Raw genomic sequence first — 24355 nt, forward strand, 5'->3', positions numbered from 1 at the left:
ACGATGCGATCAGACGGAATCGTCTGATCGTTGAATCGTGTCCTAAATTCAAGTGTTTAGAGCCTGTTTCAGGCTTCGAGAGAAGCCATCAGGCTCTACGCGGCGAGGACGCCCTGGAGCGCGCTCACTAGGACGCGGGTGTCGACGGGCTTGGGCACGCAGTTGTCCATGCCGGCCGACAGGTATCCCCGGGTTTCCTCGGGCTGCACGCTGGCTGTGACGGCGATGATCGGGGTCTTGTCGCGTCCGAGCTCAATCTCGCGCCGGCGGATGCTTGAGGTGGCGGTCACGCCGTCCATCTCGGGCATGTGGATGTCCATCAGGATGGCGTCCCAGGCCTTGGCCTCCCAGGCGGCCACCGCCTCGACCCCGTTGACGACGCATTCGGCGGCAAGGCCCAGCTGCTCCAGCAGGGCGCAGAGCACCAGCCGGTTGGTGGCGTTGTCGTCCACCACCAGGATGCGCAGCTTGTCGTCCATGGGCGCGGCGTCCTGCGCCTCGGCCGGCGCCGCGCAGGCGGGCATGGGAACCTGAAGGGTGAAGGTCGAGCCCACCCCCAGCTCGCTGGTGAAGCTGATGGATCCCCCCATCAGTTCCGACAATTCCTTGCAGATCGCCAGGCCCAGGCCCGCGCCTCCGAAGCGTCGGGTCGAGGACCCATCGGCCTGGACGAAGCGGTCGAACATCGCGGCCTGCTGGTGGGAGGCCACGCCGATCCCGGTGTCGTTGACCTCCAGCACAATCTGATCGCCGCGCAGGGCGAAGGCGGCGCGGACCTCTCCAGCCTGCGTGAACTTCAGTCCATTGGAGATCAGGTTGCCGGCGATCTGCCGCAACCGCGCGGCGTCGCCGATCCTCCAGCCCTGGATGGCGGGTTCCACGGTCAAGGCGAAGGCCAGGCCCTTGTCGGCGGCTATGGCGCCGTAGATCGCGGCCAGATCGCCGGTCAGGCGGTCCAGGTCGAAGGGCTCGGGCAGAACCTCCAGGCTACCGGCCTCGATCCGGGAGATGTCTAGGACGTCGTTGACCACGCTGACGAGGGCCCGGCCCGACGCGCCGATCGTGGCCAGGTGTTCTTTCTGCGCCGGGGTCAGATCGGTCCGGCCCATGACGTCCACCAGCCCGAGCACGCCATTGAGCGGGGTGCGAAGCTCATGGGCCATGGTGGCCAGGAATTCCGACTTGGCGTGGTTGGCCGCCTGGGCCTGCAGCGACAGGGCCTGGGCCTCCTCCCGGCGCAGCTCCGCCTCGGCCTCCAGCAGCTGCTTTTCCACGGCGGCGTCGCGGAAGGTGACCACCGCCTTGGCCATCAGACCAACCTCGTCGCGCCGTTCGACAGCCGGGATCGAGACCGAAAGGTCGCCGCCGGCCAGGCGTTTCATCACCTCGGTCAGCCGCACAATGGGATTGGCCATGCTGCGCCGGAGCGCCAGGCCCATGACCGCGGCGCTGAGAGCCGCGAACAGCACGCCCAGGGTCAAGGCCGTACCCATGGCGCGCATCGCCTCGGTCTTGCGCTCACCGCTGGTCTCCACCGCCCGTTGGCTTTGCGCCTGGATGTATTCCAGGGCCCGTTCGGCTGGCGCGATCAGGTCGTCGGCGGGGCTGGCCGGACCGACCATCTCGGCGGCCAGGGACCTGGTGCCTCGGACGCCTGCCAGCTCCAGGGCGCGAACGACCGCCCATTCGTTCCAGATGTCATAGGCCGCTTGCGCCTGGTCAATTTGCCCCAGCAGCATGGGGTCACCGGCGGCCAGCCGCTCCAGTTCGGTCATGCGCGCCTGGAACAGGGGCCGGTGGTCGTCGGCGATACGCCGGGCATAGAAGGGGTCACCGGAAATGATGTAGCCGCGCAGCGAGTCTTCCTGACGGGTCAGGACAAAGAGGGCGCTGCTGGCGGTGGCCGCGACCTTGTGGGCGTGATTGTCGGCGGCGTCCGCCTGCTGGACCACGCGGAGATTGATCGCCAGGACCGCGCCCATGGCGGCGATGGCCGACAGCACGACAGCGAAAGCCAGGGTGAGCTTCCAGGTCGCCGGCAGGTTGTTCAGGCGGGCGGCCGGTGTCAGCCCTTCGGCGCCTGGGCGCTCTGAATTGCGTTCGGCCACGAAGATCCCCGTCCGGGCGTAGGTAGAGCCTGCGTCAAACGGCGATCTTTCCCCTTGGCGGTCAATTCGGGGTTAAGGCGAAGCTTAACGCCGGGAGACAAAGCGCCGCACCGTTCCGGGGGCAAGGACGCCGCTAGCCGCCGGCCAGGATCTCGGCGAACAGGGCCGGATCAACATTGCCCCCGGAGAGCACCAGGCCGGTCGTGCCGTCGCCCCAACTCCTGACCTTACCGGCCAGCAGCGCGGCGAGACCCACGCAGCCGCCCGGCTCCACCACCAGCTTCAGGGTGGCGAAGGCGTAGCGCAGGGCGTCGGAGACCTCGGCGTCGCTGACCACGGCGATGTCCGCGACGTTCCGCTGCAGGATCGGGAAAGTGAGTTCGCCTGGCGCCGGTGTTTCCAAGGCGTCGCAGAGCGAGCGGGTGGTGGGGGTGAGCGTCTGACGCGCCCCTGCCTTCAGCGAGCGCAGAGTGTCGTCGAAACCCTCTGGCTCGACCCCCACCAGGGCGGTGCTCGGTGACAGCGCCTTCACAGCCGTTGAGAGCCCGGCCATGAGGCCCCCGCCGCCGACGGGCGAGACCACCACGTCGAGTGTGACGCCTCGAGCCTTGGCCTGGCTCACCAGCTCCAGGCCGACCGTGCCCTGGCCGGCGATGATGTCCAGGTCGTCGAAGGCTGGAACCACGACGGAACCCCGCTGCGACGCGATCTCTGCGGCGATGGCCACCCGATCCTCGGTCAGCCGGTCATAGAGCCGGATTTCCGCGCCATAGCCCCGCGTGGCCTCCACCTTCACGGCGGGCGCGTCAGCCGGCATGACGATCAGGGCGGGGATGCCCAGCAGTCTGGCCGCCAGCGCCACGCCCTGGGCGTGGTTGCCAGACGAGAAGGCCACGACACGGGCTCTGCGCTCCTCAGCGTCGAGCTGGACCAGGCGGTTATAGGCGCCCCGGAACTTGAAGGCCCCAACCCGCTGCAGGGTCTCGGGCTTGATCAGCACCCGGCGGCCCAGGCGATCGTTCAGCGCCGGGCTCTCGATCAGCGGCGTCTCGATCGCATGGCCCTTGATCCGCGCCGCGGCGGCCTCGATGTCGGCCAGGGTCACGCTCATTTGGCGAACACCATGGCGTCATCGGCGAAGGCCTTGAACTCCAGCGCATTGCCGGACGGGTCGAGGAAGAACAGGGTCGCCTGTTCGCCGGGCTCGCCCTTGAAGCGGATCTGCGGTTCGATGACGAAGGTCGTGTTCGCGGCCTTCAGCTTGGCGGCCATCTCCTCCCACTGCGGCAGGGTCAGGATCGCCCCGAAGTGGCGCACCGGCACGTCCTCGCCGTCCACGGCGCTGGTGGACTGGTGGCCCCCCTCGTCCGGAGACAGGTGGGCGACGATCTGGTGGCCGTAAAAGTCGAAGTCGATCCAGTCGGGACTGGACCGGCCCTCCGGACAGCCCAGCAGGCCGCCGTAGAAGGCGCGGGCCTCCTCGAGGTCGCGGACGGGGAAGGCGAGGTGGAAGCGGGGCAGGGTCATGTTCGCCTCATAGACCCAAGCCGGCGGCCTGGCGAAGCGCCGATTTCGCCAGCCGCGCCTTGACGGCGGGGGCGCCTGGATGCTCTACACCCGACGAACACGACCCTGGCGCCCGCGAGGCCCGGTCGCGGTTCCTAAAATCGGTCAAGTCCACCCGCCGAGTTGCCTGTCGAAGGGCGTGGTTGGATCCCCTCGGCGGGCTGGGAGACCGTATTCCATGGGTAATGTCACAGTCATCGGCGGCCAGTGGGGCGACGAAGGTAAGGGCAAGGTCATCGACTGGCTGGCCAACCGCGCCGACGTCGTGGTTCGCTTCCAGGGCGGCAATAACGCCGGCCACACCATCGTGGTGGGCAATTCCACCTACAAGCTGTCCCTGCTGCCCTCGGGCGTGGTGCAGGGCAAGCTGTCGATCATCGGCAACGGCGTGGTGGTGGACCCCTGGTCCCTGCTGGACGAGATCGAGCGCGCCAAGGGCCAGGGCCTGAAGGTCAACCCCGACATCCTGGTGCTGGCCGATAACGCGACCCTCATCCTGCCCCTGCACCGCGACCTGGACCAGGCCCGCGAGGCCCGCGCCGGGGCCGGCAAGATCGGCACCACAGGCCGGGGCATTGGCCCGGCCTATGAGGACAAGGTCGGCCGCCGCGCCATCCGCTTCGCCGACCTGGCCGATCCCGCCGCGCTGGAGACCAAGATCGAGCGCCTGCTTGCCCACCACGGCGCCCTGCGTAAGGGCCTGGACCTGCCGGAGGTCACGCCCGCCGAGATTCTGGCCCTGCTGCTCGAGGTCGCGCCCAAGGTCATGCCCTATGTGAAGCCCGCCTGGCGGGTGCTGGGCCAGGCGATCAAGGACGGCCAGCGCGTGCTGTTCGAAGGCGCTCAGGCCACCCTGCTGGACGTCGACCACGGCACCTATCCCTTCGTCACCTCGTCCAACACCGTGGCCGGCCAGGCTGCGGCGGGCGCCGGCGTCGGCCCCCACGCCGGCGGCTACGTCCTGGGGATCGTCAAGGCCTACACCACCCGGGTCGGCGAGGGACCGTTCCCCACCGAGCTGCACGACGAGACCGGCCGTCTGCTCGGCGAGCGGGGCCACGAGTTCGGCACCGTCACCGGCCGCCCGCGCCGCTGCGGCTGGTTCGACGCGGCCCTGGTGCGCCAGTCCATCGCGGTCGGCGGCATCCAGGGGATCGTGCTGACCAAGCTCGACATCCTGGACGGCTTCAAGACCCTGAAGGTCTGCACCCACTACAAGCTGCGCGGCCAGGACATCGACTACCTGCCCGCCGGCCTGCGCGACCAGGCGGCTCTGGAGCCGGTCTATGAAGAGCTCGAGGGCTGGAGCGAAAGCACCGCCGGCGCGCGCACCTGGAAAGACCTCCCTGCCAACGCCGTGAAGTATGTGCGCCGCATCGAGGAACTGATCGGGGCGCCTGCCGCCATGGTCTCCACCAGCCCGCAGCGAGACGACACCATCATGATGCGCGATCCCTTCCAGGACTGACGAAGCGGGTCCTTCGCCGCGGCGGATCGCCGCGGCGATCCGGGGACTCCGTCAAGGCGTTCTTTACCCACGCGGCCCATATTGGGGGAAGTTTCCAGGAGTCCTCCGGCCTCGTGTTCAACGAAGAATACAAGCTGATTCAGCGCATGGTCCCCATGCTGCAGAGAGTGCTGATCGTTGATCCGGCGCCGGCCAGCGCACGTCTGCTGGCCGACCTGATGCGCAATATCTCAGCAGGCCATCTCTGGAACGCGCCGAGTAACCGCAAGGGCCTGGAGACCGCCGAGCAGGTCAATCCGCAGCTGATCTTCGTCGAGCTCACCGGCGCCAATGTCGATGGGGTGGACTTCACCCGCCGGGTGCGCCGAAGCGAGATGAACTGCCGTCAGGCGCCCATCATCATGGTCACCGCGACGGCCACGGCCGCCGCCATCCTCGGCGCCCGCGACGCCGGGGTGCATGAATTCCTGCGCAAGCCTTACACCGCCAAGGACCTGCTGCGCCGCCTGGAGGCCGTCACCCTGCGGCCCCGCGACTGGGTGGAGGCGGTGGACTATATCGGCCCCGACCGCCGCCGGTTCAATTCGGGCGACTATACCGGCAAGCTCAAGCGCCGCTCAGATATCAAGACCACCCCGGACGCCGCCCGTATCACCCAGGCGCTGAAGATCCTGAAGTCCGCGGTCTCGGCGGCGGCCAGCGATCCGAAGCAGGCCCTGCGCTCGATGCAGGCGCAGGGCGCCGACCTGCAGAAGGCCGCCGTGGCGGTGGGTGATTTGAAGCTGGTGACCACCGTAGCCGACTTCCAGCGCTACCTGGCCGCCGCCGCCGACCGTGGCGTGCTGATCCCCGAGGAAGTCGCCCGCAAGGCCGCTCCGCTGCTGGCCTTGCTGCCGGCTGAGGAGCTCAGCCGTAAACCGTCCGACCGTGCGGTGGTCTCGATCTAGGCTCAGCAAAAAGCCCTCCCCGTTTCCGGGAAGGGCTCGTTTGGCTCAGCTGGTTCCGATCAGGCGTTGACCAGGTTCCGTTCCTGCGCGGCGGTCCGCATCGACTTCTGCAGTTTTTCGAAGGCGCGTACCTCGATCTGGCGCACCCGCTCGCGGCTGACGCCGTATTCGGAGGCCAGCTCCTCCAGGGTCGAGGGATCGTCCTTCAGGCGCCGCTCGGTCAGGATGTGACGCTCGCGGTCGGAGAGCTCGGTCATCGCTTCCTCCAGCAGACCCATGCGCTGGGTCCGTTCCTGGTTCTCGGCGACCTGGGTCTCCTGGCTGACGGAGGTCTCATCCTCCAGCCAGTCCTGCCACTCGCTGTCGCCGTCCACGCGCAACGGCGCGTTCAGCGAGGCGTCGGGGCCCGACAGCCGGCGGTTCATCGAGATGACTTCCTCGTTCAGCACCCCAAGCTTGGTGGCGATGATGGCCACCTGGTCCGGGTGCAGATCGCCGTCCTGGAAGGCGCTGATCTGGCTCTTGGCCTTGCGCAGGTTGAAGAACAGCTTCTTCTGCGCCGCCGTGGTGCCCATCTTCACGAGGCTCCAGGATCGCAGGATGTACTCCTGGATCGAGGCGCGGATCCACCACATGGCGTAGGTGGCCAGGCGGAAACCCTTGTCGGGCTCGAACTTCTTCACCGCCTGCATCAGGCCGACATTGCCCTCGGAGATCACTTCCCCGATCGGCAGGCCGTAGCCGCGATAGCCCATGGCGATCTTGGCCACCAGGCGCAGGTGGGAGGTCACCATGCGGTGGGCGGCCTCCGGGTCTTCATGTTCCTTCCAGCGCTTGGCCAGCATGAATTCCTCATCCTTGGCCAACATCGGAAATTTCCGGATCTCGGTGAGATACCGGCTCAGGCCGCCATCGGGCGACATCACGGACAGCGCGTTCGTGGCCATGGATTTCAATCCCCTATTTCCCGGACATCTGGGTCGCCGCGCTTAGACCGCGCGCGTCCGTCCGCCCCCTCAACCAACTAGATAGGTATTGGGTTTCGTGTGCGGAAGGGCGCTGGGAGGACGACCTTTAAGTCCGACTGCTCAACTCAGGTATTTCTATTCCCCAGCGGTGGCGCCTTCAAGGCGCCGGGTCCGCAAGCTTTCTCACAGGGCTGAGAGCAAAGCTTCCAGCTGCGCCATATCCGGGGGCAGGGGGCTCTCGAAGCGCAGGGTTTCGCCGGTCACCGGATGGACGAAGCCCAGCACGGCGGCATGAAGGGCCTGGCGGGTCAGGCCGGCCTGCGCCATCGCGTCCCTTACCGCCGGAGTCGGCGGGCCCGAGCCATAGACCGGGTCGCCCAGGCAGGGGCTGCCCTTGGACGCCAGGTGCACGCGGATCTGGTGGGTGCGGCCGGTCTCCAGGGTGCATTCCAGCCGGGCGGCCTGGGGTTTCTTCTGCTGACCGAACACCGTCCGGGTCGAATAGTGGGTGATGGCCTCGCGGCCGCCCGACTTCAGCACCGCCATCTTCTTGCGGTCGGTGGAGGAGCGGCCGATCTGGGTGACGATGGTGGCCTTGGGCGGCGTCGGCGCGCCACGCACCAGGGCCACATAGATCCGGTCGATGTCGTGGGCCGCGAACAGGGCCGAGAGCCCCTGGTGAGCGGCGTCGGTCTTGGCCACCACCACGACGCCGGAGGTTTCCTTGTCGATACGGTGGACGATGCCCGGCCGCGCCACCCCGCCGATGCCCGACAGCGAGTCGCCGCAGTGATGCAGCAGGGCGTTGACCAGCGTGCCGCTGGGCGTGCCGGGCGCCGGATGGACGGCCATCCCCGGCGGCTTGTCCACCACGATCAGGTAGGCGTCCTCATAGAGCACGGTGAGCGCGATCGCCTGCGCCTGCGGCTCGGCGGCCTCCGGCGGCGGGATCAGCAGTTCATACTCACCGGCCTGGGCCTTGGCCGAGGTGTCGGTGAGCACCTTGCCTTCGCGGGTGACCTGTCCCGCCGCCATCAGCGCCTGGATGCGGGCCCGCGACAGATCCGGCAGGTGTTCGGCCAGGGTCTTGTCCAGCCGCCCGCCGGCCTGCTCGGCCGTCAGGGTCAGGGCGAGGATGTCGCCAACCAGAACCTCTTCGTCGTCGGCAGTGTTCATACGGCCACCCGGCCCATGACTACAGTCCGCTCTTGTCGCTCGCCTCTTCCTCGTGGCCGGTGATCGAGCCCTTGGTGAAGAGGAATTCCTTCAGCTGCTCGGCGAACTGATCGTCGTTGCGGCGGATCCACTCCAGAGCCATCGAGGCATGCTCGATCTCCTCATGGGCGTTGTGCAGCAGGATGGCCTTCAGGTCGGGGTCGTCGCAGTCGTCGGCGCGCTGCCGGTACCAGTCCACCGCCTCCAGCTCCTCGATGAGCGAGGTGATGGCGTAGTGCATGTTCAGGGTCTTCCTGGACAGCTTCTCGCGCGGGACGTGAAGGCCTTCGCTGGACATCTCATGCTCCTGTCGTAACTCCCTGCTCTATGGCATGCGACATCGAGATCGCGAGCAGGAAAGATCATGAGCATCAATAGACGTTCGGCCCTTGCGTTCCTTGGGCTTGGTATCGCCGCGCCGGCCTTCGCCCAGGCGCCCACCCGCTATGCCGGGACCGTGGCCTTCAAGCACGGCGTCGCCTCGGGCGATCCCCTGGCTGACCGCGTCATGCTCTGGACCCGCATCACGCCCGCCGAAGCCGGCGCCGGCGAGATCGCCTATCGCTGGCGCATCACCCCCACCGACAAGCCCGGCCTGTTCCGGCGGGTGAAGACCCTGACCGGCGAGGGCGTCACCAGTGCGGCGCGCGACTTCACCGTGAAGGTGGATGTCGGTGGCCTAAAGCCGGGCGCCCACTATACCTACGAATTCGAGGCCAATGGCGTGGTCTCGCCGCCCGGCTGGACCCGCACCCTGCCGGTGGGCAAGACCACCGACGTCGTCCTGGCGGTCGCCTCCTGCTCGCTGCATCCCAACGGCTACTTCCACGCCTATAGCGCCATCGTCTCCCTGCCGCGCGTCGACGCCGTGCTGCACCTGGGGGACTACATCTACGAGTACGGCGGCCCCGGCTCCTACGGCATGGACAGCAAGGTCGCCTGGCACAGGGCCCACGAGCCCAACCACGAGATCCTCAGCCTGGCCGACTACCGGACCCGCCACGCCCAGTACAAGTCCGACGTCCAGCTGCAGGCCGCCCACGCCAAGGCCGCCTGGATCGTGGTCTGGGACGACCACGAGACCGCCAATGACAGCTTCATGTCCGGCGCCGAGAATCATACCCCCATCGACGAGGGCCCGTGGAACGAGCGCAAGGCCCGGGCCATCAAGGCCTATTACGAGTGGATGCCGATCCGCGAGCCGGCGGATGGCGGCTTCGCCATCAACCGCACCTTCCACTTCGGCGACCTGGCCAGCCTGATGATGCTGGAGACCCGTCTGACGGCCCGAGACAAGCAGCTCACCTACGACCAGGACCTCAACGGCATGGATGGCAAGCCCGACCTGCCGGCCTTCCGCAAGAAACTCGCCGACCCCTATCGCCGGATGATGGGGGAAGAGCAGGAGGGCTGGCTGGCGGGCGAGCTGAAGGCCTCGGTGGCTTCTGGCCGCACCTGGCAGGTGCTGGGCAACGAGGTGGTGATGGCCCGCCTGGGCATTCCCAGCGCCCGCAAGGAGATGGGAGAGGCCGCCTACGCCAGGGCGCTCGCCGCCTCGTCCGAACCCGCCAGGAAGCGCATCACGCGGCTGGAGGAGTTCTCCAAGCTGGGCCTGCCCTATGGCCTGGATATGTGGGACGGCTATCCGGTGGACCGCGAGCGGGTCTATGCGGCGGTCAAGGCCGCCCAGGCCCGGGCCATCGTGCTGTCGGGCGACAGCCATGCGTTCTGGGTCAACGAGCTGTTCGATGAGGCGGGCGCGCGCGCCGGGGTGGAATTCGGCACGACAGGCATCACCAGCCCCGGCGCCGGTGACGTTCTGACCGCCTTCCCGATCGGGGAGGTTTTCGCGAGCGCCAACAAGGAGGTCGTGTTCAGCGACCAGGCCGCGAAGGGGTTCGTGCTGCTGACCCTGACCCCCACCGAAGCCAAGGGCGAGCTTATGGCGGTCTCCAACATCACCGAACCCACCTTCGAAACCCGGGTGGTGAAGACCTTCAAGGTGACGCCGGAACCGGGTGGGCTGTCGGCGCCGGTCGCCGTCTAGCGGCGGTCCAGCGCCAGACGCAACCCGAAGGCGACGAAGACGCCGCCGGTCGCTCGGTCCAGCCAGCGCACCACGGCGGCGCGCTTCAACACGCGTGCGATCGGCTGGGTGGCGGCGATCAGCAGCCCCAGCCAGACGACGCCCAGCAGGACGTGAATGGTGGTCAGCAACAGCATGAAGGGCGCGGCCGGCACGCCGGCCGGCAGGAACTGCGGCAGGAACGACACGTAGAACACCCCCATCTTCGGGTTCAGCATGTTCGACAGGAAGCCCCGTCGCATCCAGGCGGTGTCGCCGCCCTTCATGGCCGGCGCGTCAGCGACTTCGAAGCTGTCGCGGGGTCGCAGGATCAGACCGATCCCCAGCCAGACCAGATAGGCCGCCCCGGCCCACTTCAGGATGTTGAAGGCGATGGCCGAGGCCTGCAGCACGGCGCCGAGGCCAAAGGCCACCAGCCCGCCCCAGGCGAAGCAGCCGGCCAGGATCCCCACCATGGCCAGCAGCGCCCGCTTGGGCCCCTCGACAGCGGCGGTGCGCAGGATGAGCGCGGTGTCCAGGCCCGGCGTCAGGGTCAGCAGACCTGCCGCGACGGTGAACGCCAGCAGGGCCTGGAGGATGGTCACGGCAGCCGTTCCTTCAGCTTGCCGTTCTCCACCACCCGGTAGAAGCAGGTACGGAAGCCGGTATGGCAGGCCCCGCCGTCGCCCTCGGGCGTCACCTTCAAGAGGATGGCGTCCTGGTCGCAGTCGATCCGGACCTCCTCCACCAGCTGGATCTGGCCGCTGGTGGCGCCCTTGTGCCAGAGCTCGTTGCGCGACCGGCTAAAATAGTGCGCCTCGCCGGTGGCGAGCGTCCGCTCCAGGGCCTCGGCGTTCATATAGGCCAGCATCAGCACCTCGCCGGTCTCGGCATGGGTGGCGATGGCCGGGATCAGGCCGGCGGCGTCGAACCGTGGCGCGAGCAGGTCGCCGCGTTCGAGGATTTCTTTGGTGGTCGCGGTGGGGAAACTAGGTTTGGCCATGGGGGCATATGGCGCCGATCAGGTCCGTCGCGCTAGCTTCGCCGCATGAGTCTGAAGGACTGGATCAAGGGCCGGGTGGCCGCGATGGACCTGGCCGTCCGTCCCTGGGCGGCCCGCTCAAGGCTCAACGCCTTCGCCTACGAGTTCCTGCTGTTCGGGCTGAAGCAGGCCTGGGCCTGCCTCTATGGGGGCGCGATGGTGGCTCTGCTGATTGGCAGCCATTTCTGGTGGCCGGCCGACGCGGCCCTGTCCCGCTACGATTTCCTGGTGGTCGCGGCGGTCGCCCTGCAGGTCCTGCTGCTGGCGACCAAGCTGGAACGCTGGGACGAGGCCGTGGTGATCGCGGTGTTCCACGTGGTCGGCACGATCATGGAGATCTTCAAGACCAGCCATGGCTCGTGGATCTATCTCGAGCCATCCGTCCTGCGGATTGCGGGCGTGCCGCTGTTCTCGGGCTTCATGTACGCCGCCATCGGCAGCTACATCGCCCGCGCCTGGCGGCTGTTCGAGATCCGGTTCCGGAACTACCCACCGCTGTGGGGGCCGTGGCTGCTGGCGATCCTGAGCTACGCCAACTTCTTCACCCACCACTATACGGTGGATATCCGCTGGGGCCTGTTCGTCCTGTCGGTGGTGCTGTTCGGCGGAAGAAGCTTCCAGTTCACCCCGGACCTGAAGCCGCGGTCCATGCCCATGCTGCTGGGCTTCTTCCTGGTGGCGGTCTTCATCTGGTTCGCCGAGAACATCGGCACCTTCACCGCGACCTGGACCTATCCGCAGCAGGCCGCGCAATGGCGCCCCGTCGGCCTGGCGAAACTGGGGTCGTGGTATCTGCTGATGATGCTGAGCTTTGTCTTGGTCACCCTCGTCCACCGGCCGCGGCCGGTGGAGAGCGATGAGCCGCGGGAGACCCTGTTGGACTAGCGGTTGACGAAGTCCAGGAACCGCTGACGCAGGGTCGGATCGGTCTTGAAGACGCCGGTGAACTGGGTGGTGATCGTCGTGACGTGCCGGTGGTGCACGCCCCGGGTGGTCATGCACTGGTGGGCGGCGTCGATCAGGACGGCGACGCCGGCGGGGCGCAGGCTGTCGGTGATGGCGTCGGCGATCTGCTGGGTCATGGTCTCTTGAGTCTGCAGCCGGCGGGCGAAGATTTCGACCACCTTGGCCAGCTTGGAGATGCCGACGACGCGATTGGTAGGCATATAGGCCACGTAGGCCTTGCCCAGGAACGGCGCCATGTGGTGCTCGCAGTGGCTCTCCACCTCGATCTCGCGCAGCATGACGATGTCGTCATAGCCCTGCACGTCTTCGAAGGTGCGGGAGAGTTCCTTGGCCGGATCGAGGCCGTAGCCTTCGAACCATTCGCCATAGGCGTCCACCACCCGCTTGGGAGTGTCGATCACGCCTTCGCGCCGCGGGTCGTCGCCGGCCCAGGCGATGAGGGTGCGGACAGCCTCCATCGCCTCTTCGCGCGTCGGGCGTTTCACGGCTTCAAGATCAACGCCGGGAGTTCCGACGAGGGTTCGGTCGCGAGTAACAGCGTCCATGTGAGATCGGTTCTTTCCAGGGCTGAGTTGCGCCGGGACGAAGGTCCCGGAAAGACGCGTGGCCACCCTTATACGTAAGGCGAAGCTTTCCGGTTGCGAGACCGTGGCTTCCCTGACGCCCCGTCTGTATATGGGGCGCAAGCCTTTCCCGGCAACTGTTACGCAGCGTCAGACCTTATGACTTTGAACCTTTACGACACCATGGCCCGCACAAAGCGGCCCTTCACGCCCCGCGATCCGAAGCGGGTGACGATGTATGTGTGCGGTCCGACGGTCTATAATTACGCCCATATCGGCAATGCGCGGCCCGTCGTGGCCTTCGATGTTCTGTTCCGCCTGCTGCGCCACACCTATGGCGCCGACGCGGTGATCTATGCGGCCAACGTCACCGACGTGGACGACAAGATCAACAAGAAGGCGGCTGAAGAGGGCGTCGACATCTCGGTCATCACCGACCGCTATCTTGAGATCTACAACGCCGACATGTCGGTGCTGGGCGCCCTGCGCCCCACCCACCAGCCGCGCGCCACCCAGACCATGGACGCCATCATCGCCATGATCGGCCGCCTGGTGGCCAACAAGGCCGCCTACGCCGCCGAGGGCCACGTGCTCTTCAACACCCAGTCCTATGCCGACTACGGCAAGCTGTCGGGCCACCCGATGGAGGACATGATCGCCGGCGCCCGCGTCGACGTGGCCCCCTACAAGCAGCATCCCGCCGACTTCGTGCTGTGGAAGCCGTCCAAGGACAACGAGCCCGTCTGGGAGAGCCCCTGGGGTCCCGGCCGCCCCGGCTGGCATATCGAGTGCTCGGCCATGATCGAACAGGCGCTCGGCCTGCCCATCGACATCCACGGCGGCGGTATCGACCTGCTGTTCCCGCACCATGAGAACGAGATGGCCCAGGGTCTCTGCGCCGGCCATGAGCATGGCGCTGGCAAGGACACCGAATATGCCCGCTACTGGATGCACAACGGCTTCCTGAACATGGGCGACGAGAAGATGTCCAAGAGCGTCGGCAACGTCGCCCTGGTGCACGAACTCATCGCGCAGGCGCCGGGCGAAGCCCTGCGCTGGGCCCTGCTGGTGGGCCAGTACCGCGCGCCGCTGGACTGGACCAACGACCTGATCGAGCAGTCGAAGAAGGCGCTCGACCGGCTCTACGGCGCCCTGCGGCGCTCTAGCGAGGTGAAGGCGCAGGCCACGGGCCCGTCGGTGGCCTTCATGGAAGCCCTCGAGGATGACCTCAACACGCCGGCCGCCATGGCCGAGCTGTTCGCCATGGCCACGGCTCTGGAGACCGCCCGCGGCGAGGACCGCGCCTATGCCAAGGGCGAGCTGCTGGCCTCGGCCAATCTGATGGGCTTCCTGTTCGCCGATCCGGAATACTGGTTCCAGGCTGGCGTCAGCGACGAGCTGCGTGAGAAGGTCGACGCCCTGATCGCCGACCGGGTCGCCGCGCGCACGGCCAAGGATTGGGCCGCCGCCGACCGCATCCGGGGCGAGTTGACCGCGTTGAATATCGAAGTGATGGACAATCCGACGGGGGCGACCTGGCGGATAAAGGAACAGAGCTGATGCCGGGGATCAACCAACCCAAGACCTTCACCACCGCGGCGGGCCTGACCTTCAAGAAGGCGGGCGGCGGCGGCGGACCAGGCGGTGAGAAGATCGAATACCGTGTCGGTGTCCAGGCCCCGGCCCGGGTGGTCTGGGCGGTCATCGCCGACCTTGAGGCCTGGTCGCAGTGGAACCCGCTGTATCCCAAGGCCGTGGGACCGCTGTCCATCGGCAAGCCCCTGACGCTGACGCTGCAGCTTCCCGACGAGGCGCCGGAGACCATTCGCCCGGTGGTCACCGACTGGACGCCTGACAGCCTGCTGCACTGGAAGCTGACCCTGGCGGCCGGATTCGTCCGCACCGTCCGCTATCTGGAGATCGACGAGCTGGCGGAGGAAAGCTGCATCTTCTCCAACGGCGAGATCCTGGGCGGGCTGATGGGCCGCTACGTCGCCCGGCGCATGGGCCGCAAGATGTACCGCGGCTTCGAGGCCATGGGCGAGGCGCTCAAGGTCCGCGCCGAGGCCAAGTGGCGCGCCGAGAGCCGAAGCCCTACATCAAGCTCATGATCGACGAGCTCTATTCGACCAAGCTCCTGAAGCTCGCGGCCAACCTGCCGCACAGCGGACGGCTGCCGGATCCAGAGGGTTCGTCGGAGAAGATTTCCAAGCTCTGCGGCAGCCGGGTGACCATCGACGTGGTCATGGACGGCGACCGCGTCGGCCAGTTCGCTCAGGACGTGAAGGCCTGCGCGCTCGGCCAGGCCTCGGCCGCGGTGCTGGGCGCCCACGTGCTGGGGGCGACGCTCGCGGAGATCGAGATGGCCCGCGATCAGTTCCGTGCTATGCTGAAGGACGGCGCAGCTGCGCCTGTTGGACGTTTTTCGGACCTAGAGATGCTCGCGCCCGTGAAGGATTACCCGGCCCGCCACACCTCGACGCTGCTGGCGTTCGAGGCCGCGACCGATGCTGTCCGGCAGGCGAGCACCCGAACTAGCCGCGCCGGCATAGCTTGATCGCCATCAACCGTCGGCGTAATCGCTGCGGCTGACTTGCAAGGCGTCTGCGTCCCGGCATGACCTTTTATCAAACCTGCGTCAGAGGCGCCCTTCGCGCCTACAAGCTGACGCTCTCGCCTCTGATCGGGCGCCAATGCCGGTTTCTTCCGACCTGTTCGGAATATGCGGCGGAGGTCCTGATCGGGCATGGCCCCTGGCGCGGCTCCTGGCTCGCGGCCCGGCGGTTGTGCCGCTGTCATCCTCTGGGCGGTTCGGGCTATGACCCGCCGCCCCCGCCGCGCGGGACGCCCGAGGGCTCCGCCCGGAAATGGACGTGTGAAACATGATCGACCTGATTTTCCCCGACGGCTCCCAGCGCCAGTACGAAGACGGCGCCACGGGCCGTTCCGTCGCCGCCTCCATCGCCAAGTCCCTGGAGAAGCGCGCCGTCCTCATCAAGCTGGACGGCAAGCTCTATGACCTGGACCGCCCCCTGCCCTCGGGCGGTGTGTTCGAGATCCTGACGCGCGACGCGCCCGAGGCCCTCGACACCATCCGCCATGACGCCAGCCACGTGATGGCCGAGGCGGTGCAGGAACTGTTCCCTGGCACGCAGGTGACCATCGGCCCGGCCATCGAGGACGGCTTCTACTACGACTTCGCCCGCGACACGCCCTTCAGCCTGGACGACCTGGCCACCATCGAGAAGCGCATGAAGGAGATCGTCGACCGCGACGAGCCGATCACGCGCGAGGTCTGGAGCCGCGACGAGGCCATCGCCCATTTCACGGCGATCGGCGAGGCCTACAAGGCCGAGATCATCTCCGACCTGCCCGAGACCGAGGAAATCAGCGTCTATCGCCAGGGCGCCTGGAAGGACCTGTGCCTGGGTCCTCACCTGCCGTCGACGAAGCATGTCGGCAAGGCCTTCAAGCTGACCAAGCTGGCCGGCGCCTATTGGCGCGGCGACCACCGCAACGCCCAGCTGCAGCGCATCTACGGCACCGCCTGGGCCAGCGAGGCCGACCTTGAGGCCTACCTCACGCGCATCGAGGAGGCCGAGAAGCGCGACCACCGCAAGATCGGCCGGGCCATGGACCTCTTCCACCTGCAGGAAGAGGCCAAGGGCATGATCTTCTGGCACCCCAAGGGCTGGACCCTGTTCCGCATCGTGGAGAACTACATCCGCCGCCGTCTCGAGAGCGACGGCTACCAGGAGGTCAAGACGCCCCAGATCATGGACCGGGGGCTCTGGGAGCGCTCGGGCCACTGGGAGAAGTTCGGCGCCAACATGTTCGTCTGCGAAACGACGGAAGGCGAAGAGCTGGCCGTTAAACCGATGAACTGTCCGGGACACATCCAGATCTTCAACATCGGGCAAAAGAGCTATCGGGACCTGCCCCTGCGCCTGGCCGAGTTCGGGGCCTGCCATCGGTATGAGCCGTCGGGCGCCCTGCACGGCATCATGCGCCTGCGCGCCTTCACCCAGGACGACGCCCACATCTTCTGCCGCGAGGATCAGATCGAGGAGGAGACGACGAAGTTTGTCCGCCTGCTGAACTCGGTCTATTCCGACTTCGGCGTCCATCTCGACAGCGTCAAGCTGGCCCTGCGCCCCGACCTGCGGGCCGGTTCCGACGAGGTCTGGGACATCGCCGAGGACAAGCTTGACCGCGCCGCCCGCCAGGCGGTGAACATCGAGATCGAGCGGATGCCCGGCGAGGGCGCCTTCTATGGCCCGAAGCTCGAGTTCCACCTGCGCGACGCCATCGGCCGGACCTGGCAGTGCGGCACCCTGCAGCTGGACTTCGTGCTGCCTGAGCGTCTGGACGCGGAATATACGGCCGAGGACGGTTCCAAGCAGCGGCCTGTGGTCCTGCACCGGGCGGTGTTCGGGGCCGTGGAACGGTTCCTGGGTATCCTGATCGAGAACCACGCCGGGGCTTTCCCGCTGTGGCTCGCGCCCACCCAGGTGGTGGTCGCCACAATTACGTCCGACGCGGATGATTACGCCTTGGCGGTGGCTCAGGAGCTTCGCGCGGCGGGGCTGCGGGTTGAGACCGATCTGCGCAACGAGAAGATCAACTACAAGATTCGTGAGCACAGTCTGGCCAAGGCCCCGGTCATCGCCGTGGTCGGCCGGCGGGAAGCCGAGGAGGGCAAGGTGGCGTTGCGGCGGTTCGGATCGGACGGGCAGGAAATCCTTTCGCTCGCTCAAGCCGCGAAGACTCTTGCCTTGGAAGCCTTAGCGCCCGATGTTGCCCGCTCCACCACGGGGGCGGCGTCCGTTTCCCCTCGTGAACCGGTCGGGGCCAGGGAGGCTGGATGAACGGCATCGCCGCACCGATCGTCGCCTACGAACCCGCGCCAACGCCTGATTTCGTAAGGCCGCGCCGCAAGGTGTCGGTGGTGATGGTCGTGTTCATGACCGGTGCTGCGCTTGAGGAAAGCGTCGCCTGCGTGCTGGCCGATTCGGCGGTCGATGAGTTCGTCATCGTCGACAACGGCTCGACCCGCATGGAGGCGGCGCGGCTCGCTGGAGTGGCCGATTGTGACCGCCGGGTGGTGCTGATCAACGGCCAGGGCAATGTCGGATTCGCGCGCGGCGCGAATCTCGGCGCCAAGGCCGCCAGCGGCGACGTCATCGTCTTCCTCAATCCCGACGCCTTCCTGCAGCCGGGCTGCGTCACCGAGCTGGTCCGCGCCATCGAGGGCCGCCCGGTGCCCTGCATCGTCGGCGGCCGGGTGCTGAACACCGACCGCACCGAGCAGCGCGGCGCACGCCGGGGCGATATCACCCCCATCAGCGCCCTGATGAGCCTCAGCCACCTGGCCAAGCACGTCCCGGCCTGGAGCCGCTTCGAGGTGCATTGGGAAAACGACGCCGCTCCTGACTGTGTGGCCGCCATCCCCACCATCTCCGGCGCCTGCTTCGCCATGCGCCGCGAGGACTTCGACGCCGTCCAGGGCTTCGACGAAGGCTATTTCCTGCACGTCGAGGACGTGGACCTGTGCTGGCGTGTGCGCCGCGCCGGCGGCATCGTGCTCTTCCAGCCCAAGGCCGAGGTCGTCCATCTCGGCCACACCAGCCATGCCAGCCCCATCAAGGTGGAGTTCCATAAGGGCGTCGGCCTGGCGCGCTACTTCCGCAAGCGGGCGGAGAGCATCTCCGAGACCCTGCTGGCCTGGATGCTCTCGCCGATCATCGTCTGCACCGCCGTCGCGCGCCCCGTCATGTGGCGCGTCCGGGGTAGAGCGACCTAGAGCGCAATTCTTCGCTCATCCCGGCGAAGGCCGGGACCGAGGTACATCCACCGCATTCCGGATTCCTGACTCAGGCTGTGACCTATGACCTGGGCCCCGGCCTTCGGCGGGGTGAGCGGTTTAAGGTCAGGCGGGGAACAGCCCCGACCGCGCCACCGACGAGGTCGGCGGTTTTCCCAGCAGATCCGACACCCACTTGGCCGTGCTGATCAGGCCCGGCAGGTCGTAGCCCGTGCTGAAACCGGCCCGCTCCAGCATGTAGACCAGGTCCTCGGTGCCGATGTTGCCCGTGGCGTCGGGCGCGAAGGGGCAGCCGCCCAGCCCGCCGCAGCTGGCGTCCAGGATGTCGACGCCCGCCTCCACGCCGGCATAGGCGTTGGCCAGGCCGGTGTTGCGGGTATCGTGGAAGTGCAGCCGCAGCTTCTTATCGCCGATCGCCGCCTTCACCGCCTCGACCCGGGCGCGCACGGTCCAGGGGTCAGCCACGCCGATGGTGTCGGCGAGGGCGATCTCCGCGATATTCAGGCTGGCCGCCTCGCGGGCCAGCGCCACCACCTGGTCCTGCGACACTTCCCCGTCGAAGGGGCAGCCGAAGGCCACGGAGAAGGTGGCGCTGATCGGCGGCCCACCCTGCGCGTCGCGGCGGGCGGCGATGGCGGCCAGGGCGGCCATCTGCTCGGCGGTGTTGGCGCCCTGATTGCGGATGCCGAAGCCGTCGGTGGCGCAGACCACCACATTGGCCTCGTCGCACCGGGCCGCGACCGCCCGCTCCCAGCCCTTCATGTTCAGCACCAGGCCGATGCGCGAGCGCCCGGCGGCGGTGGGCAGGCCCTCCATCACCTCCTCGGCGCCGGCCATCTGCGGCACGCGCTTGGGATTGACGAAGGAGACGGTCTCCATCCGCTTGGCGCCGGCGGCCTCCAGGCGGCTGATGAAGGTCAGCTTCTGATCGACGTCCAGCAGGGCCTTTTCGTTCTGCAGGCCGTCGCGGGGGCCGACCTCGACGATCTCGATGAATCGGCTCATGGCGCGGGCTCCGGAAGCTGCGGCGGCGGGGCGTAGATGCGCAGGGTGGTGTCGTCGCCGTTGGAATAGTCCAGGCCGGTGATCTCGCCGATCTGGCGCGGTTTCAGGCCGCGCGCCTTGATGGCGGCGTCGAAGGCCTTCTGCTCGCGGCTTTCCACGACTGCGGGCCGGTTGTCGGCCAGGGCCTCTGCCGCCTGGTCTGGGCCGCCCAGGTCGGTGGGGGTGCCCAGTGCGAATACCAGGCTGGGCTCGGCGTAGCCGGCCACGGCCACGGGGGCCGGCGCAATCCCCTGGCGGGGCAGCAGTCTAGCCTGGGCCAAGGCGTGCTCCGTGCGTTGCGACAGCCAAAGCGGCTCCAGTCGTGGCGCGAGGCCGGCGACGAGGGCCGTGTGGCCAAGAATTCCCAGGGCGCCGGCCGTGACGAGCGCCGTCGCGGCCCGGCCCTTCATCAGCATATAGCCGCCTGCAAGGCCTGCCGTCGCCAGCAGAGCGCCCGCCGTCAGCGCGGCGGGGATGTCGGAGGCGTCGCCATACTGGCTCATCAGATAGCCGACCCCACCGGCCAGCAGGGCGCCGACGAAGGCCGAGAGGCCCGCGCCGATCCAGCGGACCCGGGCGCCCAACGGCTCGCGCAAGGCCGCCGCCGCTAGCCAGGCCAAGGCCCCGTAGGTGGGCAGGGTGTAGTGGACCAGCTTGGTGGGGGTCAGTTCGAAGACCAGGAAGGCCGGGATCAGCCAGGCCAGGGCGAACCGCACCCCGGGCTCAGCGCGATGGCGCCAGCCATGGGTCAGGGCCGCGGGCAGCAGCAGGGTGGCCGGGAAGAACAGCAGCGGCGTGGCCAGCGTATGATAGCCGGGGAAGGCCCCGTGGCTCTCCTGGCCGCCGGCCAGCTTGGGGGCGAGATCGCCCACCAGGGCGGCGCTCCAGAACCCGCCGTCGGTGGCCACGGTCACCGCCCAGGCCCAGGGCCCGACAACGGCGGCGAACAGGATCAGGCCCCAGCTCCAGCCCATGTCCTTGATCCAGGGCGCCTTGCGGTCCCAGATCCACAGGGTGATGGCGGTGAGCGCGACGACCATCAGGCCCACGGGGCCCTTCACCAGCACGGCGGCCGAAAGCCCCGCCCAGAATAGCAGCCGGGTCAGCCGTCCGGCGTGGACCTCGCCTCGGCTCGACGCGTACAGCCGGGCGAAGGCCGCGACGGCGAGCGTCGTTGTCCCGCACAGCACCGCGTCGGTCTTGGCGATGAAGGCCTCCGACGAGAGCAGGAAGGTCGAGGCCAGCGTCGCGCCGGCCAGCAGGCCGACAGGTCCGCCGAAGAAGGCCGCCGCCCCCCAGGCGCAGGCCGCCGCCGCCAGCATGGCGCCCAGCAGGGAGGGGATCCGATAGGCCCAGATGTCCCGCGCCTCGGCCTCCGACAGCAGGGCCACCGATCCGGCCTGCAGCCAGTAGATGCCCACCGGCTTCTTGAAGCGGGGCTCATCCTGGAAGCGGATCACCACGAAGTCGCCGGTCTCCAGCATCTGGGCCGTGGCCTGGGCGAAGCGTGATTCGTCGCGATCCAGCGGCGGCACGGCGAAGACGCCGGGCAAACCCGCCAGGAAGGCGATCAGGGCGGCCAGGGCCGGCCCACGCCAGCCCCGGCTCCAGCGTTCGATAAAGCCGTCCAGAGTCATGATCGCTTGATAGCACGATCCTTCCAGGCGCCGACTTTTCCGGTAAGGAGAGGACATGGCCAGTTCCGCAGCCTCAGGGCCCGACATCTCCGTGGTGGTTCCCGTCTTCGACGAGGAGGGCGCCGCGCCCGACCTGGCGCGGGAAATCGCCGCCGCCTTCGCAGGCCGAAACTACGAGATGGTCTTCGTCGACGACCGCTCGCGGGATGGCACGGTCGCCGCCCTGACTGCGCTGAAGTTGCAGATCCCGCAGCTCCGCGTCCTGACCCACCGCTCCAACTCCGGCCAGAGCCGCGCCATCCGCACCGGCATCCTGGCCGCCCGCGGCGACATCATCGTCACCCTCGACGGCGACGGCCAGAACGACCCGGCCGACGGCCCCAAGCTGGTGGACGCGCTGCTGGCCGGCCCCTCGACCCTGGCCCTGGTCGGCGGGGAGCGGGTGAAACGCCAGGACAGTCAGGCCAAGAAGATCGCGTCGAAGTTCGGCAACGGCGTACGCAAACGTCTGCTGAGGGACACCGCCAACGACACCGGATGTGGTCTGAAGGCCTTCCGCCGCGAGGCCTTCCTGCGGCTTCCCTATTTCGATCACATCCACCGCTACATCCCGGCCCTGATGATCCGCGAGGGCTACCAGGTGGATTTCGCGCCGGTGAACCATCGCCACCGCCAGACCGGCGCGTCGAAATACACCAATTTCGGCCGGCTGATGGCCTCGGTCTCGGACCTGCTGGGGGTGATGTGGCTCCAGACACGCGCCCGCAACCCTGGCGGCGCAGACGAGGTCTAGCCGACCCCGCTCGGTGAACCGCCTTTGCGGCCCGCGACAAAGCGGTTAACGCTTAGAGGTCGCCGGGTTTGCCGGCCGCGTGAGGGGGCTTTCGCGATGTTCGCCGCGTTTCCGCTGCTGGCCCTGCCGGTGCTGGTCTACAATCTGCTCGCGCTCACCCTGACCGGGGGCTTCTCGGCCTTCGACGCCTCGACGCGGATGAGTGAGCAACTGTTCGTCATCCAGATGACCTCGAAGGCCGCCTGGCCGGTCAGCCTGGGGGACCTGCTGCTGGCCGCCGCCCTGGTGGTGCTGTTCATCGAACTGCTTAAGTCGACCACCAGCCGGCGGGTCGCCATCGTCAATCACTCGCTGTCGATGATCCTGTTCATCATCTGCCTGGTGGAGTTCCTGCTGGCGCCAGCCTTCGCGACCTCCACCTTCTTCCTGCTGACGATCATGGTGCTGCTCGACGTGCTGGCCGGCTTCATCGTCACCATCGTCTCGGCGCGCCGCGACGTGGACTTCAACCCCGACGGGGTCTGAAGACTCTCCGCTAGGTGAGGGCCGTGAAGATCAGGGCGACCACGGCGACGTCGAAGATGCGGATGATAGCGAACATGGGGCGCCCCTGCGGGATGGTTTCCCGGGGGGTCAAGCAAGACCGGCGCCAGAGCGCGTGCGCCTGATGGCGCTCTTCTTCGACACCGCCTGGTTCGACGCCCAACTGGCCGAGCGCGGGCTTTCACGGCGCGTGATGGCCGCCGCCGCCGGTATGAGCGAGGCCGACCTGACCCTGGTGTTCAAGGATCAGCGGGAGCTGTCGGAGGCCGAGGTGGCGGCCTTCGCGGAGTTGCTGGGCACCGTCCCGGCGGAGATCGCCAAGCAGGCCGGCGTGTCCACGCCCGTCCCCGGAGCCGGGCCAGACGCGCGGATCTCGGCGCTGGAACGGAGGGTGGCGGCGCTGGAGGCGGAGCTCGCGCGGCTTAAACGCTAGACACATTACCCGCTCGTCCCGGCGAAGGCCGGGATCCAGATACATCCGCCGTGTTCGGGATTCTTGGTTCAGGTCGTGACCTAAGACCTGGGTCCCGGCTTTCGCCGGGATGAGCGGAGACTAGATTTCGGTCTTGCCGATGGAGCCCTTGCGGGCGCGGCGGTCAGCCTTGCCGGACCATTCGGTGGCCCCATAGACGCTTCTTGCCGCCCCGAGCGTCTCGGGCCCGCCGCGCAGGCCGCGCTTCTGGCCGTCCTGACCCATCAGCTGGGCGCTGAACATGCTGGCGCCCTCGGCCGAGTGATTCGGAGCCGGGCGGGCAGGCTCGCCCGCAATGACCGCCGGGACGCTGCGGTCGTCGGTGTCGTGCAGCTCTTCGCTCTCATTCACCCGGGCCCGGTAGGTCCGGCGCGCCTGGGCGGCTCTGCGAAGGGGATCGATGGGCGAGGTCATGACAAGGTGATCCTGACTCCGCCTTCGTTAAAAAACTGAGGCTTCAGGTTTTCGAGATCAGCTTCTCGATCTGGGCCTGCATCTCTTCCATCCGCCGCTTCATCTCGTCCAGGGCTGGATCGGCGGCCGGCGCCGGCGCGGGCTCCGGCGCGCGGCCCGCCGCCATCGGCTCTTCCGTACGGGTGTAGGCGAAGGGCGAGAACATCTTCATGGCTCGGTCGAACAGGGCCAGGTTCTGGCGGATCTGGTCGTCATAGACGCCGATGCCGGCGCCGTGGCCGAGCGTCGAGAACTGGGTGCGCATGCGCTCCTGCTGCTCGGCGAAGGTCGACAGGGACAGCTCCAGATAGGAGGGCAGGAAGGCCTGCATGGAGTTGCCGTAAAACCCGATGAGCTGGCGCAGGAACTGGATGGGCAAGAGGTTCTGTCCCTCGCGCCCTTCTTCCTCGACGATGATCTGGGTCAGGACCGATCGGGTGATGTCCTCGTTGGACTTTGCGTCATAGACCACGAAGTGGACGCCCTGCTTGACCATGTCGGACAGGTGTTCGAGCGTCACGTATGAACTCGACGCGGTGTTGTAGAGCCGCCGGTTCGCGTACTTCTTGATGACCACGCGGTCTTCGTTCGACTTGCCGGTATTGCCCTGAGCGTCCGCCATCCCAGATCCTTTTTTTGAGCGCGACCCCCGAGGCGCGCTCCTATCTTGCGGCGCAGTAT

General features: G+C 67.6%; 26 protein-coding genes. 13 read left to right on the forward strand and 13 right to left on the reverse strand.

Annotation, left to right across the window (positions count from 1 at the left end):
* Nucleotides 1–95: 95 nt before the first annotated feature.
* The 3 genes from JKL49_RS19825 to JKL49_RS19835 form a co-directional block, all read right to left on the reverse strand.
* Complete coding sequence (locus JKL49_RS19825) at nt 96–2108, reverse strand: ATP-binding protein (protein ID WP_215343162.1); 2013 nt, start codon at nt 2106–2108, stop codon at nt 96–98.
* A 133-nt stretch (nt 2109–2241) separates the two neighbouring features.
* On the reverse strand, nt 2242–3219 hold the full coding sequence (locus JKL49_RS19830; RefSeq protein ID WP_215343163.1) for a threonine ammonia-lyase: 978 nt from the start codon (nt 3217–3219) through the stop codon (nt 2242–2244).
* Nucleotides 3216–3635 carry a VOC family protein gene (locus JKL49_RS19835; protein WP_215343164.1) on the reverse strand — a complete coding sequence of 140 codons (420 nt, stop codon included), beginning with the start codon at nt 3633–3635 and terminating at the stop codon, nt 3216–3218. The genes JKL49_RS19830 and JKL49_RS19835 overlap by 4 nt, the downstream gene beginning before the upstream one ends.
* 217 nt (nt 3636–3852) lie before the next feature.
* On the opposite strand from JKL49_RS19835, the gene JKL49_RS19840 reads away from it, so the two are divergent.
* Nucleotides 3853–5142, forward strand: coding sequence for an adenylosuccinate synthase (locus tag JKL49_RS19840; RefSeq protein WP_215343165.1), 1290 nt, complete (start codon nt 3853–3855; stop codon nt 5140–5142).
* Nucleotides 5143–5255: 113 nt separating this feature from the next.
* On the forward strand, nt 5256–6089 hold the full coding sequence (locus JKL49_RS19845) for a response regulator (RefSeq protein WP_347340428.1): 834 nt from the start codon (nt 5256–5258) through the stop codon (nt 6087–6089).
* A 59-nt stretch (nt 6090–6148) separates the two neighbouring features.
* Here the strand turns inward: JKL49_RS19845 and rpoH are convergent, their stop codons facing one another.
* From rpoH to JKL49_RS19860, 3 genes are all read right to left on the reverse strand, one after another.
* Nucleotides 6149–7045: an RNA polymerase sigma factor RpoH gene (rpoH, locus tag JKL49_RS19850; protein WP_215343166.1), complete on the reverse strand. Its 897-nt coding sequence runs from the start codon at nt 7043–7045 to the stop codon at nt 6149–6151.
* Nucleotides 7046–7240: 195 nt separating this feature from the next.
* Nucleotides 7241–8233, reverse strand: coding sequence for an RluA family pseudouridine synthase (locus JKL49_RS19855; protein WP_215343167.1), 993 nt, complete (start codon nt 8231–8233; stop codon nt 7241–7243).
* A 19-nt stretch (nt 8234–8252) separates the two neighbouring features.
* The gene (locus JKL49_RS19860; RefSeq protein ID WP_215343168.1) at nt 8253–8570 is read right to left on the reverse strand and encodes a ferritin family protein; all 318 of its coding nucleotides are present in this window, start codon (nt 8568–8570) and stop codon (nt 8253–8255) included.
* A gap of 66 nt (nt 8571–8636) precedes the next feature.
* On the opposite strand from JKL49_RS19860, the gene JKL49_RS19865 reads away from it, so the two are divergent.
* On the forward strand, nt 8637–10319 hold the full coding sequence (locus JKL49_RS19865) for an alkaline phosphatase D family protein (RefSeq protein WP_215343169.1): 1683 nt from the start codon (nt 8637–8639) through the stop codon (nt 10317–10319).
* Here the strand turns inward: JKL49_RS19865 and JKL49_RS19870 are convergent.
* A complete protein-coding gene (locus JKL49_RS19870) occupies nt 10316–10942 on the reverse strand; it encodes a LysE family translocator (protein WP_215343170.1) in 627 nt (208 codons plus the stop codon). The genes JKL49_RS19865 and JKL49_RS19870 overlap by 4 nt on opposite strands.
* Entirely contained in the window at nt 10939–11340 is a 402-nt protein-coding gene (gene hisI / locus JKL49_RS19875; protein WP_215343171.1) for a phosphoribosyl-AMP cyclohydrolase, read from the reverse strand. Before hisI ends, JKL49_RS19870 begins: the two co-directional genes overlap by 4 nt.
* 45 nt (nt 11341–11385) lie before the next feature.
* Between hisI and JKL49_RS19880 the strand changes: the two genes are divergently transcribed.
* A complete protein-coding gene (locus JKL49_RS19880; RefSeq protein WP_215343172.1) occupies nt 11386–12264 on the forward strand; it encodes a DUF817 domain-containing protein in 879 nt (292 codons plus the stop codon).
* Here JKL49_RS19880 and folE read toward each other — a convergent pair.
* Entirely contained in the window at nt 12261–12890 is a 630-nt protein-coding gene (gene folE, locus JKL49_RS19885; RefSeq protein WP_215343173.1) for a GTP cyclohydrolase I FolE, read from the reverse strand. The two genes, JKL49_RS19880 and folE, sit on opposite strands and share 4 nt — an antisense overlap.
* A 177-nt stretch (nt 12891–13067) precedes the next feature.
* On the opposite strand from folE, the gene cysS reads away from it, so the two are divergent.
* The 6 genes from cysS to JKL49_RS19915 are packed head-to-tail and all read left to right on the forward strand — an operon-like array spanning nt 13068 to nt 18711.
* The gene (cysS, locus tag JKL49_RS19890) at nt 13068–14468 is read left to right on the forward strand and encodes a cysteine--tRNA ligase (protein WP_215343174.1); all 1401 of its coding nucleotides are present in this window, start codon (nt 13068–13070) and stop codon (nt 14466–14468) included.
* Nucleotides 14468–15019: an SRPBCC domain-containing protein gene (locus tag JKL49_RS19895; protein ID WP_215906627.1), complete on the forward strand. Its 552-nt coding sequence runs from the start codon at nt 14468–14470 to the stop codon at nt 15017–15019. The genes cysS and JKL49_RS19895 overlap by 1 nt, the downstream gene beginning before the upstream one ends.
* Nucleotides 15016–15465: an iron-sulfur cluster assembly scaffold protein gene (locus tag JKL49_RS19900; protein ID WP_215343175.1), complete on the forward strand. Its 450-nt coding sequence runs from the start codon at nt 15016–15018 to the stop codon at nt 15463–15465. Before JKL49_RS19895 ends, JKL49_RS19900 begins: the two co-directional genes overlap by 4 nt.
* Before the next feature lie 59 nt (nt 15466–15524).
* Nucleotides 15525–15794: a membrane protein insertion efficiency factor YidD gene (gene yidD, locus JKL49_RS19905; RefSeq protein WP_215343176.1), complete on the forward strand. Its 270-nt coding sequence runs from the start codon at nt 15525–15527 to the stop codon at nt 15792–15794.
* Nucleotides 15791–17776, forward strand: a complete 1986-nt coding sequence (thrS, locus tag JKL49_RS19910; RefSeq protein WP_215343177.1) for a threonine--tRNA ligase — start codon at nt 15791–15793, stop codon at nt 17774–17776. Before yidD ends, thrS begins: the two co-directional genes overlap by 4 nt.
* Entirely contained in the window at nt 17773–18711 is a 939-nt protein-coding gene (locus tag JKL49_RS19915; protein WP_215343178.1) for a glycosyltransferase family 2 protein, read from the forward strand. Before thrS ends, JKL49_RS19915 begins: the two co-directional genes overlap by 4 nt.
* A gap of 126 nt (nt 18712–18837) precedes the next feature.
* Here the strand turns inward: JKL49_RS19915 and JKL49_RS19920 are convergent, their stop codons facing one another.
* Both JKL49_RS19920 and JKL49_RS19925 read right to left on the reverse strand, forming a co-directional pair.
* Nucleotides 18838–19737: a hydroxymethylglutaryl-CoA lyase gene (locus JKL49_RS19920; protein ID WP_215343179.1), complete on the reverse strand. Its 900-nt coding sequence runs from the start codon at nt 19735–19737 to the stop codon at nt 18838–18840.
* Nucleotides 19734–21413, reverse strand: coding sequence for an ArnT family glycosyltransferase (locus tag JKL49_RS19925; protein ID WP_215343180.1), 1680 nt, complete (start codon nt 21411–21413; stop codon nt 19734–19736). Before JKL49_RS19925 ends, JKL49_RS19920 begins: the two co-directional genes overlap by 4 nt.
* A 55-nt stretch (nt 21414–21468) precedes the next feature.
* Between JKL49_RS19925 and JKL49_RS19930 the strand changes: the two genes are divergently transcribed.
* The 3 genes from JKL49_RS19930 (at nt 21469) to JKL49_RS19940 (ending at nt 23182) form a co-directional block, all read left to right on the forward strand.
* Entirely contained in the window at nt 21469–22206 is a 738-nt protein-coding gene (locus JKL49_RS19930) for a glycosyltransferase family 2 protein (RefSeq protein ID WP_215343181.1), read from the forward strand.
* Between the two features lie 96 nt (nt 22207–22302).
* Nucleotides 22303–22731 carry a hypothetical protein gene (locus JKL49_RS19935; protein ID WP_215343182.1) on the forward strand — a complete coding sequence of 143 codons (429 nt, stop codon included), beginning with the start codon at nt 22303–22305 and terminating at the stop codon, nt 22729–22731.
* A gap of 142 nt (nt 22732–22873) precedes the next feature.
* Nucleotides 22874–23182: a helix-turn-helix domain-containing protein gene (locus JKL49_RS19940; protein WP_215343183.1), complete on the forward strand. Its 309-nt coding sequence runs from the start codon at nt 22874–22876 to the stop codon at nt 23180–23182.
* 120 nt (nt 23183–23302) lie between these two features.
* Here JKL49_RS19940 and JKL49_RS19945 read toward each other — a convergent pair whose 3' ends face one another.
* Together JKL49_RS19945 and phaR are read right to left on the reverse strand one after the other, a co-directional pair.
* Nucleotides 23303–23635 carry a hypothetical protein gene (locus tag JKL49_RS19945; RefSeq protein WP_215343184.1) on the reverse strand — a complete coding sequence of 111 codons (333 nt, stop codon included), beginning with the start codon at nt 23633–23635 and terminating at the stop codon, nt 23303–23305.
* Between the two features lie 43 nt (nt 23636–23678).
* A complete protein-coding gene (gene phaR / locus JKL49_RS19950) occupies nt 23679–24296 on the reverse strand; it encodes a polyhydroxyalkanoate synthesis repressor PhaR (RefSeq protein WP_215343185.1) in 618 nt (205 codons plus the stop codon).
* Nucleotides 24297–24355: the final 59 nt, after the last annotated feature.

Origin of the sequence: Phenylobacterium glaciei, assembly GCF_016772415.1 — a bacterium.
Lineage (GTDB): Bacteria > Pseudomonadota > Alphaproteobacteria > Caulobacterales > Caulobacteraceae > Phenylobacterium > Phenylobacterium glaciei.